The following is a 13,167-nucleotide window of genomic DNA, read 5'->3' on the forward strand; positions in this document are numbered from 1 at the left end:
CAAATGCTCTTAGTGCGCATTATATATCTTATGTTAAATAAAGTTTCGAGGTATACATGAGAAGTACTCTCTAGCCCCTGCTTGTTATTGAATTTTACCTGGTTGTCATACTATTTAACCATAATCTATATTTACCATAAAATAGCTAATAATCATTACTTTAATCAAAGATTAAGTCCTGACTATTAGCTTATAGCACGGCTTTATAGAAAACGACTAAGAGCGATTTGAAGATCTTTACTTCTCACCGGTTTGGTAATGAAGTCATTCATACCGGAGCTTAAACACTGCGCCTTATCATCAGGCATTGCGTGAGCAGTTAATGCAATGATTGGTAACGCGATGCTACGCTCTCTGATCTCTTTCGTTGCGGTAATGCCATCCATTTCTGGCATTGAAATATCCATAAAGACTACGTCGAGGCTTTGTTCATTTTCCTTCGCTATCTTAATGGCTTCTAGACCATTGTTCGCAATCGTAACGTTGTGCCCTAGGTTGTTGAGCAGGAGTCGGATGACCATTTGATTTGCTGGGCTGTCTTCCGCAACGAGTATGTTTAAAGATTGACGTTTAATGACTACTTCTTCGTTATTGGTTGTAGTCTCTCTTAAGCTATCACTTTTAAAATGTGACGTGGTCACAGGGATAGAAACGGCAAAACGACTTCCCTGATCAATATCACTGGTTACGCATATAGAGCCATCAAACGAATGAACCAAATGCTTTGTTATGGTTAGACCTAGGCCTGTTCCTCCATACTTCCGAGTTATGGAACTGTCGGCTTGAACAAAAGGGCTAAACAATTTGTCGATGGCATGTTGCTCCATACCGATACCCGTATCTTCTACTTCTAAATTAAGATATCGATTTTCGCTGAGCGAGATTGTTACTTTAATATGCCCAACAGAGGTAAATTTGATGGCATTTCCCACTAAGTTAAATAAGATTTGAGATAGCCTAGTTGGGTCAGTGTTGACATAGGTTGGTAGATTTTCGTCAAGGGACGTAATGAATGTTAAGCCCTTTGACTCAGCCAATGGGTGGTATTGAGTCAAACTATTAGCTACAGTGTCACGTAGATTAACCACTTGTTTTTCAAGCTTAAAGCTTGAGGATTCAACTTTAGACAAATCAAGTACATCTGAAATGATCGCGAGTAATAACTCAGCTGACGATGCCATTAATTCTAATCTGTCCTGGTCTTTATCTCTTGGTGCCGAATCTAATAATACGTCAATCAGCCCTAAAATTGCATTTAGCGGCGTTCTAATTTCGTGGCTCATCATCGCTAAGAATTCAGATTTGGCTCGATTTGCTTTCTCTGCTTCGAGTCGGGCTTTTTTCACTTCTAGAAATCTTCGTCGTCGTTGCGTAACGTCCTTTACAATACCTCGGTAACCAAGAAAGTTGCCATATTGATCGTAGTAAGGTGCCCCACTAACGCTTAACCATTCGTCAGTTAATTCGTCATTGCACCATTCTAGTTTTTTGAACGGCTTACGATTATCAAGCGACTCTCTTATTTCGTTGGCCAATTCGACATTGTTTATCTGACTTAAAAGATCCTTATTAGAGAGGTCAAAGCTCAATGAATTCACCTCTGACATATAGGTGAAATTCAACTGCTCGTCGGTTTCCCATAACCAATCACCAACACTATTGGCAAAATCATGAAAACGCTCCCTACTCCTTTTTAACTGCGCTGTTCGTGACATAACGATGGATTGAAGTTTTTCTTTGTACGTAATGTCGACCAGTGCACGTTCTATAAGAGGTAAAAATCGCATAAGAGCCGCTTTACTCTCAAAACCAAACTGCGACCTACGTTTGCCGAAAAATAAAATAACACACTGATTCGCCTCAGTTTTAACCCCCGTCAATAAGACGGAACCAATTTGATCTTTTACGATTGAATTAAAATGTTCAAACTGGGTTAATACGCTTGGTTTATATAAGACAATGCAGTCTCCATCTATTCCACGCTCAAATTTTTCATCGTATTCCCACGACTCACATGCAAGAGCTTGGTTGGTTGACAGCAATGTTTTAAAAGGTTCTTCAGCTTCAGATCTCGATAAAATAACAGCATCTTCAAAGCTAATATATTGCTTTAACACTGGAAGTAATACGTTAAATGTTTGTTGTTTACTATGAGTACCACTCATCGATGACAACGCATCCAAAATTGCCCTATTTTCGTTCATAAGACGTTGTTCATTAGCTTTACTTTTTTGCAATGCTAAATTGGATTCTTCAAGTTGTTCTTTTTCTAACGTATTCATCCGACATTCTTTTATGTATGAAACACCGCAGAAGAAATCATCAGATTTCCATGAGAATTAACGCCCGCATTGAAGCCACCTTGCTCTCCGAAGGTAAACGGACATATGTATGATTTTTTATCTAAAGCATTATGAATTTGCTGACTGACCTGATTCATCGTCTTTTCAATATTAAGCATAGAACCTGCACAAAAAATACTGATACTACCAATTGGAGATGAATTGACTAAATGGGACTGCTTTGCTGTTTCAATCACTCTCTCGGCACGTGATATTAGTCGTTGTTTAGACCCAGACATGAGGTGCACTGTTTCCCCTTCTTGAATCGAAGTGAAAGTCTCAATACCACCATGAGGCCCAATTTGAGTAGGATGCGCCAAATTATAAAGTGGTTGTTCGTCAACACCATAGCTCACGCGACCAAAAGGAAATGAATTTGTATGTTCAAATAATGTTTGGTCATCATAAAGTGTGACATTGTCACTCAGTGCTATCCAGCTTTTATAAACGTCAAGACAGGGCTTATGATCGATCTCAATAAGCTCCCTACCTTTCACTTTGGTGACAGTGCCAAAGTGCTCAGTCGCTGAATAGCCAGCTTGAAAGCCCGCAGTCACGGGTTGAGATGGAAAAAGAACGGTGACAGATACTGCAGACTTGTACGCGAATTCATGGCTGAATAAACTCCAGTCGCCCGTAATTTTGTTATCAGCAGCAGTTCCACCAAGTAACGGGACGTACCCACCGAATTCAGCGTTAATCTTATCAATGGCAATTTCTTCTGCGCCCGAGCTCGTGTGCAAAACAACCAAATCCGGTTGCTCTCCGGTTCGCCCGCACTTAGCTAATGCCGCATTAAGCGCTCTTTGCGTCGCTAAGCCAACATCCGGGCAATCATCGAGCGAAGTGATTGCGCTAGCGTAAGCACTTGAAGGGGTATCTATGATCGCCAAAATCCCGACAACAGGGCCGAGATGAAATCCTTTGTCTGTCATAATGCCTTTACATGAAGACGCCCCCATGATGACAGAATGAGCAAACTGCTTGGTTAATTCAGATGATAGTTCTTGAGGGCAATACTCCTCAGTGTAATAGCATAATATGAGAGACGGCTGGATATCTTGTGGTATCTGTCGTCTCATTTCCTTAATAGCGTTGTCTACTGACACACTATGTGAGTACGCCGATACTAGTTTCATTATGTTCTTATTATTTATAATCTACACGCTTCCATTGCGAATTATACACCCGAAGGATAAAAGTCAAAACTATTCCATTTCAATTGAGATATATAGCACCCATTATTGTTATTTTTGTAGATTAACCCGTACTATTTCAGAGTGTTCTTGACTTGTTAATAATATGTTTATTTTTTTATCTTTAGAGTGAATTTTAACCGTCTCACCTGTATTACTCACCACTTCGCCAGTGGGATTGAGCTTAATATCAACATCATTCAAGTGGCCATTTAATAAATAGCCATTTTCTATTTCAATAACGGAAACATTTTTTTGAGCAAACACAAACTCACATTTATTTACACTGCATTTACTCAATGTGTACACCTTGTGCTGAAATGTTCGCCACGTAAAAGCAGCGACTAAAATCAACAACATGACAATAATTTGAGCAAGCCTAGCTCTCGTCAGCTTCTCTGCAGCCATTATATCTATTCTCCTTTGTAACAAGCTTCAAACTTTTAGCAATAAGTTGCAATAACCCAAGTGTATGTGAGGTTAACGCCCTGTCATTGATATGTTAATTCAAGTATAGTGTTAAGCGAAAATGCCGCTTTATTTTTTAAATCGTAAACGGAATTAACATTATGATAAATCGAAAATTCCTAGTTTGGATTGGGTAGCATTACGACATTATGTCGAATTGAAAGTAAAAGTGTAGTTAATTAAAAATTGGAAGCATGCAAATGAGCCAAGAAAAGCAGCTGGAACACAACTACAACTATACCGTAGTACGTCAATTTACCTTAGTAACCATACTTTGGGGAATTGTCGGGATGGCAGTTGGTGTTTTAATCGCCGCTCAATTAGTCTGGCCACAGCTCAACTTTGATACGCCGTGGTTGACGTATAGTCGCTTACGTCCTCTGCATACTAATGCGGTAATTTTTGCGTTTGGTACCAGTGCACTGTTTGCAACATCTTATTATGTTGTGCAGCGTACTTGTCAAACACGTCTATTTGGTGGTCCTTTGGTCGCCTTCACCTTTTGGGGTTGGCAAGCCATAATTTTATCCGCTGCAATCACTTTACCGTTAGGACTTACGTCTGGTAAAGAGTATGCAGAATTAGAATGGCCGATTGATATCGCTATCACACTCGTTTGGGTGGCGTATGCGGTAGTGTTCTTCGGAACATTAATAAAGAGGAATACTTCACACATCTATGTAGCAAACTGGTTCTTTGGTGCCTTCATCATCACCGTAGCCGTCTTGCATATAGTGAACAGTTTGGCTGTTCCGGTTTCATTAGGTAAATCATATTCGATTTACTCTGGTGCGGTCGATGCCATGGTTCAGTGGTGGTATGGTCACAACGCAGTAGGCTTCCTACTGACTGCTGGCTTCCTCGGAATGATGTACTACTTTGTACCTAAACAAGCTGAACGACCAGTTTACTCTTACCGTTTGTCTATCGTTCACTTTTGGGCTTTGGTTTCACTGTATATTTGGGCTGGTCCTCACCACCTTCATTACACAGCATTACCAGATTGGACTCAGTCACTAGGTATGGTCATGTCGTTAGTTCTATTCGCTCCTTCTTGGGGTGGCATGATTAACGGTATTATGACGCTATCAGGTGCATGGCATAAGCTTCGCCATGATCCTATTTTGCGCTTCCTAGTTGTTTCATTGTCTTTCTACGGTATGTCTACCTTTGAAGGCCCAATGATGGCAATCAAAACTGTTAACGCCCTATCTCACTATACGGACTGGACTATCGGTCACGTTCACTCTGGTGCGTTAGGTTGGGTTGCAATGGTATCTATTGGTTCTGTTTACCACCTTGTACCGCGTTTATTCGGTCAAGAGCGTATGTATTCTATTAGCCTGATCAATGTTCACTTTTGGTTAGCAACTATTGGTACCGTTCTATACATCGTAGCAATGTGGATTTCAGGTGTAATGCAAGGTCTGATGTGGCGTGCAGTAAATGCTGATGGTACGTTGACTTATAGCTTCGTTGAATCAGTACAGGCATCTTACCCGTTCTACTTCGTACGCTTCATAGGTGGATTAATCTTCCTATCGGGCATGTTCCTATTGGCTTATAACACTTATAAGACCGTTAGCGCACCAAAAGATAGCCTAAAAGCTATTGTTCATACGGCTTAAGGAGATGACGAGATGAGTTCTAATTCAAAAAATCGCCATGAGATAGTCGAAAAGAACGTTGGGTTGCTTGCGATACTGATTGTTGTGGCTATTAGTTTTGGTGCTTTGGTAGAGATCACCCCGCTGATTTTTCAAAAGCAAACCACTGAACCTGTAGAAAACCTACGAGCTTACACAGCGCTTGAAATGGAAGGTCGCGATATTTACATTCGTGAAGGTTGTAACGTATGTCACAGCCAAATGATCCGCCCTTTCCGTTCAGAAACAGAACGCTACGGTCACTACTCGGTTGCGGGTGAAAGTGTCTGGGAGCATCCGTTCTTATGGGGTTCTAAGCGTACAGGCCCTGATCTAGCCCGTGTTGGTGGTCGTTACTCTGATGAGTGGCACCGTGTTCACCTGATCAACCCTCGCCAATTGGTACCTGAATCGAATATGCCAGGTTTCCCTTGGTTTGAAGAAAACGTCTTAGACGGTGAGTTGACACAACGTAAGCTGGAAGTATTCCGCAACCAGTTTGGTGTCCCTTACACGGATGAACAAATTGCCAACGCGAAACAAGATGTTGCAGGTAAAACCGAGATGGATGCCATCATCGCTTACCTTCAGTCTCTTGGCCACGCGATGAAATAAGGAGCAGATATGGATATCGGTACTATTCATAGTATATGGACTCTATTGCTTTTCATTAGCTTCTTAGGAGTCGTATGGTGGGCATATGGTAAAAGCCGTAAATCTCGCTTTGATGAAGCCGCTAACTTAGTTTTTGCAGACGAACCGCAAAACAAAGAAGCTCAAGAAGCAGATAAAGGAGTGACCAAGTAATGAGTACATTCTGGAGTATCTGGATAAGCGTAATTACCATCGGCACTCTCGTTGGCTGCGCCGCGCTGCTTTATTGGTGTGTAAAAGACAAAATGGGCGTAGAGGAAGGGGAAGACATGGGTCATGAATACGATGGTATTCGTGAGCTAAACAACCCACTTCCTAAATGGTGGACGTATTTGTTCATCAGTACGTTCATCTTCTCAGCTGTTTACTTAGTTCTGTATCCAGGGCTTGGCAACTTTGCAGGCGTATTGGGTTGGACAAGTTCTGACCAAGAAGTACGTAGCCTAGAAGAGTCTCGCGCGTCAGTTGCACGTTCACACAGTGAAAAACGCATTGATCAGTACGCAATGGAGCTAGATGATGCCCAAGCCAACTTTGGTGAAGCATATAAAAAACTGGCTTTTACAAGTACAGGTGAATTGCGCCCTATCCCTGAGATAGCGGGTGATGAAGAAGCACTTAAAGTAGGTCAACGTCTATTTTTGCAAAACTGTTCGCAGTGTCACGGCTCAGATGCTCGTGGTCAAATAGGTTTTCCTAACTTGACTGATGACGCTTGGCTATATGGCGGTGAACCACAAGCTATCGTAAATACTGTCCTTCATGGACGTATTGGCGCGATGCCAGCTTGGGGCGATGCGTTTGGTGAGCAAGGCGTAAAAGAGGTTGTTACCTACACTCTTAGCCTCGCAGGCCGTAAAGTAAATGCTCGTGAAGCGGAAGCTGGTAAAGCTCGTTTTGCAGCGTGTGCGGCGTGTCACGGTACGGATGGTAAAGGAAACCCTGCATTTGGCGCTCCTGACCTAACAGACCAAGACTGGCTGTTTGGCGACACTCGTGAAGCCATTACACAAACAGTTGCTTACGGACGTCAAGGCGTGATGCCAGCATGGAAAGATATTTTGGGTGAAGACAAAGTTCAGCTCGTATCTGCCTATGTTTGGAGCCTAAGTAACAAGTAAATCGTAACATTTCACTACAGCCCCTGTTCAAGGGGCTGTCTTTTCTTTAAGTTAAATCTATGTTTTGTAGTTGAGATTTTTTTTATGATAACTCCTTGGTATAAACAGTTTTGGCCGTGGTTCTTAATCGCACTTCCAGCGTCTGTCGTTATTGGCAGCTTTGTTACGCTTGGCTTATTTTCAAAAAATGCGGTTTCACTTGTAGCAGAGGATTATTATAAAAAAGGTAAAGGTATCAACATTGATCTATCAAAAATCAATGCCGCCAAAGAACTAGAACTTGGCGCTATGGTACTTTCGAAACAAAATTCCGTTATTGTTCAATTCGATAAAGGCGAGCTAACACACTTCCCCGCTCTGATCGTTTACTTTACTCACCGTACGTTGCCAGACCGCGATTTTCAGAAAACACTCTCTGCTGATGGCCAAGGAAACTACCAATTCTCGTTACCCAATAAGATCTCTGGTCCTTGGTTTATTGAGCTTGAGCCCCATAACCAGCAATGGCTTATACAAGGAAAGGTCGAATTCCCTTCTGAATCTCCAACAGCATTAATGAAATAGATCATGGATAAAGCGTGTTACCACTGTGGTGAAGAAGTCCCAGCAAACACCGATTTTATCGTCGAAATTTTGGGAGAAGACCGGGACATGTGTTGCCCCGGTTGCGAATCGGTAGCCAGTACGATCGTTGAAAGCGGGCTAGTTTCTTATTATCAATACCGAACTGCGCCTGCCGAAAAAGCGGATCTCGTTCCAGAACAGCTTAGAAATCTAATCCACTACGATAATGAAGAAGTTCAAGACGAATTTGTTCGCCAAACTGAAGACTGTTCAGAGGTCACATTATCGGTCGAAGGGGTTTCCTGTGCCGCTTGCGCATGGTTAATAGAAAAACAACTCATGCACCATAAAGGTGTCGTGTCTATTCGCGTTAACACCACCACAAACCGCGCATTATTAAGTTGGTCTAAATCGGAAGCCAAACTAAGTGAACTTCTAGCGGCCATACACCAACTCGGTTATAAAGCTGCGCCATTCGAAGCTGATAATCAAGAAGCGGCCTACCATCGCCAAATGAAGCAATATCTCTACCGACTCGGTATTGCGGGCATAGCGACGATGCAAGTGATGATGCTTGCGGTAGCTTTGTATTTAGAAGTGTTTGGAGACCTTGACCCTCAATTTAAACAGTATTTTCGCGTTGTCAGCCTTATTTTTGCCACTCCCGTATTACTCTATTCAGCGCTTCCTTTTTACTTAAACGCATGGCGGAGCCTTAAGGGCCGAACACTAGGGATGGATGTTCCGGTTTCGATCGCTTTAATTTTTGCTTATGTTGCCAGCCTAGTGGCAACTGTCACAGAAAATGGCGAAGTATTCTTTGAGTCCATCTCAATGTTCACTTTCTTTTTGCTTTTGGGTCGTTTTCTCGAAATGCGAGCAAGAAGACAAGCTGCAGCGGCAAGTGCCAATCTACTTAAGCTGGTTCCTGCTATCGCAACGAAACTAGATGGCAGTCAGACGCCAGTAAAATCGCTTATCGTCGGTGATCAAATCCGAGTATTACCAGGTGAACACATTCCGGCTGACGGCGTCGTGTTAAAAGGCCGAATACACATTAATGAAGCGATGCTTACTGGTGAATCCGTTCCTGTTGTTAAACAGCAAGGAGACAGCGTCTTTGCCGGCACGCTCAATGGGGACGAGTCGTTTGAGTTAGAGGTTACAACAAAAAAAGCAGACTCAATGATTGCTCATATTGTGCGCTTGCAAGATGAAGCTCAGATGTCTAAGCCAAAAATTGCCGAAGTCGCAGATGTTGTTGCTCGCTACTTCGTTGCCGTAATCCTGATTATCGCCGCTGGAACCTGGTTCTATTGGCATCAATCTAAACCAGAAGACGCGTTTTGGATAATGCTCGCGGTTTTGGTTGCCACCTGCCCTTGTGCTTTATCTTTGGCGACACCAACGGCAATTACCTGCGCCACGTCTAGGCTAGGTAACCTCGGCATATTACTGCGTAAAGGGCATGTCTTTGAAACCTTATGCAAAGTTAACCACCTTGTTATCGATAAAACCGGAACGTTAACCGAAGGCAACATAGCAATTACAGACGTTCAAACTCATGCACAGTTTGATGCCGATACATGTTTAGCAGTTGCCGCGTCTATGGAGCAGCATGCTAACCACCCTATCGCTAAAGCCTTTTCCGAGCATTTAAACAGCAAGGTTGAAGTAACAAGCGTTGAAAACTTAATCGGCTTTGGTGTTCAGGGGCAATGGAATGGTCAAAAATGTCAGTTAGGCAGTGAGTCGTTCGTGTTAGGGGACGTGAAAGGATCATCCCTTCCATCTGTATATTTGTCTATTGACGGAGTTCACCAAGCTACGTTTTTCTACCGAGATCCAATTAGAAAAGAGAGTGAAACTCTTATCACTCAATTGTCAAAAGTGGGTGTTAGAGCGACATTGCTCACTGGCGACTCAATTGAACATGCTAGACCGGTTGCCGATACTATCGGGATCTCATCGGTTGTCGCAAGTGCGACGCCTGAAGATAAGCTCAATTTTCTCTCTACGCTTAAGCCTGATGAAATCACCCTGATGGTTGGTGACGGCATTAACGATGCCCCTATTCTTGCTGGCGCTCACCTATCGGTCGCGATGGGCGGTGGAACAGACGTCGCTAAAGCATCAGCAGACATGGTCTTGTTAGGCGATAAACTAGACAAACTGATCATTGCTCGTGAACTTGCACTAAAAACACGAAAAATCATCAGAGAAAACTTAGCTTGGTCTTTGGGGTACAACTTATTAATATTGCCTTTGGCCGTATCAGGTCTCGTTGCTCCGTATATCGCGGTTGTGGGAATGTCTGCGAGCTCTATTATTGTTGTCTCGAATTCACTCAGATTACTAAAAGATAAAGGCTAACAAGATGGAAAGTTTATTTATTCTGATCCCTATCGCGATCGTTTTAGTGTGCCTCGCTGTTGCCGTATTCTTATGGGCTGTACGAAGTGAACAATTTGAAGACTTAGAGCGTCAAGGTCACAATATTTTGTTCGATGAAGACCAACCTCGAAAACAGCCAAAAGACACCGATGATGAATGATTTGCTTGCCGCATTAATGGTCGGATTTTTGGGCGCAGGTCATTGTATGGGTATGTGTGGCGGTATTGCTTCCGCAATGTCTTTGGGGGAGCCGTCAAGTTCAAGAACCACCTTAACGACGCTTTGTTATAATTTAGGGCGACTACTTACCTATTGTGTCGCTGGTGCTCTGGTAGGTGGTACCGTTTCTTCAATTGCTGAAGTCGCAGACTATAACCAGGCATTTGTATTCCTAAGGCTCGTGGCAGCCAGTTTCATGATTTTACTTTCTCTTTATCTTGGTAAATGGTGGTTTGGGCTGCTGTTTGTTGAAAAAATTGGGCAACACTTTTGGAAATACCTATCCCCTTTGGGTAAAAAGCTCCTCCCACTTAAATCACCTTGGCACGCCATTCCATTTGGAATGGTTTGGGGATGGCTTCCGTGCGGGTTAGTTTACTCAATGCTCACTTGGTCTGCTGTCTCTGGCGACGCGATAAATGGCGCATTGGTAATGCTAGCATTTGGTCTAGGTACTCTACCGTCGATGATCTTAATCGGATTTGGTGCCACTAAAATGCAACGTTTACAACGATCCCCGACATTTCGTCAAATCGGTGCGTTATTACTGTTGTGCTACGGCCTCTACTCAGGATACGACGCACTGATATTATTGTCATAATTAGTTATATCTTGTTGTTTTATTATAATATTTTTATCTATCCTTTAGGATTTAGAAGTGTTAAAATATTGATGTATATCAAATTAGTGCTTGGAAGTTATGATATCTGATAAACCTGCGACAAAACGAATCCAGTCTGGCGGATGTGCTATTCATTGCCAAGATTGTAGTATTAGTCAGCTTTGTATCCCTTTTACTTTGAATGAGTCTGAGCTAGATCAGCTTGATGAAATCATTGAACGTAAAAAGCCGATCCAAAAAGGCCAAGAACTGTTTAAAGCCGGTGATGAACTTAAGTCACTTTACGCGATACGTTCTGGGACAATAAAAAGCTATACGATCACAGAACAGGGCGATGAGCAGATTACAGCCTTTCATCTAGCCGGGGATCTTGTCGGATTTGACGCGATTAATGACAGTGAGCATCCGAGTTTTGCTCAAGCTCTTGAAACGTCGATGGTCTGTGAAATTCCTTATGAAATTCTTGATGATTTGTCAGGAAAGATGCCAAAGCTAAGGCAGCAAATCATGCGTTTGATGAGTAATGAAATCAAAGGCGATCAAGAAATGATTTTGCTGTTGTCTAAGAAAAACGCAGAAGAAAGGTTAGCGGCATTCCTGTATAACTTGTCTACTCGTTTCTCTCAACGAGGCTTTAGCCCGCGCGAGTTCAGACTTACGATGACACGTGGAGACATAGGCAACTATCTGGGGTTAACGGTAGAGACAATTAGCCGTTTGTTAGGACGTTTCCAAAAATCCGACATCCTTAGTGTAAAAGGTAAGTACATTACCATTGTCGATCACAGTGCACTGCAAGATTTAGCTGGCGTAAGTAAAGGTTAATTCCCCTTTTCTATCCATGAAGCGGCTCAAAACTGAGCCACTTCATATTTCTCTATCAATTCCTTCGAATTTGCTAAAAACTTTGTCTTGATTAAGCTACAGTTTAATTGAATATTGTCTTTAACCAATTGGTTTATAAGGAGCTGGTTATGAGTATTTACAATAAGATCCTCGTCATCGCTGATGTAAATAGCGATCAGCAACCTGCCCTTGCACGAGCAATTCAGCTCAGCGAGAGTAGCCGTTCAGAAAGCCACATTACTTTTTTCTTATCTATTTACGACTTTTCCTATGAAATGACATCTATGCTATCCGCCGATGAACGTAATGCTATGCGGCGTGGTGTCATCCAACAACGAGAATCGTGGATGAATGAGGTCGCGCAGCCTTATTTAAATGATGCGATCAACATTGAAGTGAAAGTGGTTTGGCACAACCGTCCATACGAAGCGATCATTGGTGAAGTATTTAGCGGTGAACATGAGATTGTGGTTAAATCCACACGTAAACATGACCTATTAGAATCCGTCATTTTCACACCAACAGATTGGCATTTATTGCGTAAATGCCCTAGCCCGGTCTTATTAGTAAAAGATCACGATTGGCCTATTAATGGGTACGTCATAGCGTCGGTACACGCTGGGTCTGAAAATCCAACCCATCTTGGCCTCAACGATACTATGGTCTCGCAGTTAAAGGACATTACGCAACGGCTCAACGCTCGGCCTATTCTAGTTAATGCATACCCCGTTACTCCTGCTAACATTACCATTGAACTGCCAGAGTTTGATCCCGCAAGTTATACCGATGCGGTTCGCGGGCATCACTTAACTTCAATGAAAGCGCTCCGACAAAAGCATGGGCTTGACGAAGACAACACTCGAGTTGAGCAAGGGTTACCAGAAGAAGTGATTCCTTCTGTCGTTAAAGACTTAAATGCTGGTCTTGTTATCTTAGGCACGACGGGTAGAACGGGCTTATCCGCGGTATTTATCGGCAACACTGCCGAGCACGTTATCGATAAGATCACTTGTGATGTCTTGGCATTTAAACCAAGCGGCTATATTAGCCCGTTAGACCCAAACCACTAAACTTAACGCGTAAAACAGGCGACC

13 protein-coding genes are annotated in these 13,167 nt (G+C 42.7%); 10 read left to right on the forward strand and 3 right to left on the reverse strand.

What is annotated here, in order from left to right; genetic code table 11:
• Window positions 1-203: 203 nt before the first annotated feature.
• The 3 genes from VTAP4600_RS03030 to VTAP4600_RS03040 form a co-directional block, all read right to left on the reverse strand.
• Window positions 204-2,282 (reverse strand): PAS domain-containing hybrid sensor histidine kinase/response regulator, encoded by a 2,079-nt coding sequence (locus VTAP4600_RS03030; RefSeq protein WP_102521434.1) that lies wholly within the window; start codon window positions 2,280-2,282, stop codon window positions 204-206.
• Between the two features lie 11 nt (window positions 2,283-2,293).
• Window positions 2,294-3,481, reverse strand: a complete 1,188-nt coding sequence (locus VTAP4600_RS03035) for an FIST signal transduction protein (RefSeq protein ID WP_102521435.1) — start codon at window positions 3,479-3,481, stop codon at window positions 2,294-2,296.
• Between the two features lie 108 nt (window positions 3,482-3,589).
• Window positions 3,590-3,946 (reverse strand): hypothetical protein, encoded by a 357-nt coding sequence (locus VTAP4600_RS03040; RefSeq protein ID WP_102521436.1) that lies wholly within the window; start codon window positions 3,944-3,946, stop codon window positions 3,590-3,592.
• Between the two features lie 260 nt (window positions 3,947-4,206).
• Between VTAP4600_RS03040 and ccoN the strand changes: the two genes are divergently transcribed.
• The 10 genes from ccoN to uspE all read left to right on the forward strand — a co-directional run bounded on the left by ccoN (window position 4,207) and on the right by uspE (window position 13,143).
• A complete protein-coding gene (gene ccoN / locus VTAP4600_RS03045; RefSeq protein WP_172443054.1) occupies window positions 4,207-5,634 on the forward strand; it encodes a cytochrome-c oxidase, cbb3-type subunit I in 1,428 nt (475 codons plus the stop codon).
• Between the two features lie 12 nt (window positions 5,635-5,646).
• Window positions 5,647-6,267 carry a cytochrome-c oxidase, cbb3-type subunit II gene (ccoO, locus tag VTAP4600_RS03050; RefSeq protein ID WP_102521438.1) on the forward strand — a complete coding sequence of 207 codons (621 nt, stop codon included), beginning with the start codon at window positions 5,647-5,649 and terminating at the stop codon, window positions 6,265-6,267.
• A 9-nt stretch (window positions 6,268-6,276) separates the two neighbouring features.
• Entirely contained in the window at window positions 6,277-6,459 is a 183-nt protein-coding gene (locus VTAP4600_RS03055; RefSeq protein WP_102521439.1) for a cbb3-type cytochrome oxidase subunit 3, read from the forward strand.
• Complete coding sequence (ccoP, locus tag VTAP4600_RS03060; RefSeq protein WP_102521440.1) at window positions 6,459-7,427, forward strand: cytochrome-c oxidase, cbb3-type subunit III; 969 nt, start codon at window positions 6,459-6,461, stop codon at window positions 7,425-7,427. Before VTAP4600_RS03055 ends, ccoP begins: the two co-directional genes overlap by 1 nt.
• An 84-nt stretch (window positions 7,428-7,511) precedes the next feature.
• A complete protein-coding gene (locus tag VTAP4600_RS03065; RefSeq protein ID WP_102521441.1) occupies window positions 7,512-7,991 on the forward strand; it encodes a FixH family protein in 480 nt (159 codons plus the stop codon).
• Between the two features lie 3 nt (window positions 7,992-7,994).
• Window positions 7,995-10,364, forward strand: a complete 2,370-nt coding sequence (locus VTAP4600_RS03070) for a heavy metal translocating P-type ATPase (protein ID WP_102521442.1) — start codon at window positions 7,995-7,997, stop codon at window positions 10,362-10,364.
• A 4-nt stretch (window positions 10,365-10,368) separates the two neighbouring features.
• A complete protein-coding gene (gene ccoS / locus VTAP4600_RS03075; protein ID WP_102521443.1) occupies window positions 10,369-10,545 on the forward strand; it encodes a cbb3-type cytochrome oxidase assembly protein CcoS in 177 nt (58 codons plus the stop codon).
• A complete protein-coding gene (locus tag VTAP4600_RS03080) occupies window positions 10,535-11,206 on the forward strand; it encodes a sulfite exporter TauE/SafE family protein (RefSeq protein ID WP_102521444.1) in 672 nt (223 codons plus the stop codon). The genes ccoS and VTAP4600_RS03080 overlap by 11 nt, the downstream gene beginning before the upstream one ends.
• 99 nt (window positions 11,207-11,305) lie before the next feature.
• The gene (locus VTAP4600_RS03085) at window positions 11,306-12,052 is read left to right on the forward strand and encodes a fumarate/nitrate reduction transcriptional regulator Fnr (RefSeq protein WP_102521445.1); all 747 of its coding nucleotides are present in this window, start codon (window positions 11,306-11,308) and stop codon (window positions 12,050-12,052) included.
• Between the two features lie 149 nt (window positions 12,053-12,201).
• Window positions 12,202-13,143: a universal stress protein UspE gene (uspE, locus tag VTAP4600_RS03090; protein WP_102521446.1), complete on the forward strand. Its 942-nt coding sequence runs from the start codon at window positions 12,202-12,204 to the stop codon at window positions 13,141-13,143.
• The last annotated feature ends 24 nt before the right edge of the window (window positions 13,144-13,167 follow it).

The sequence above is a fragment of the Vibrio tapetis subsp. tapetis genome (assembly GCF_900233005.1).
Lineage (GTDB): Bacteria > Pseudomonadota > Gammaproteobacteria > Enterobacterales > Vibrionaceae > Vibrio > Vibrio tapetis.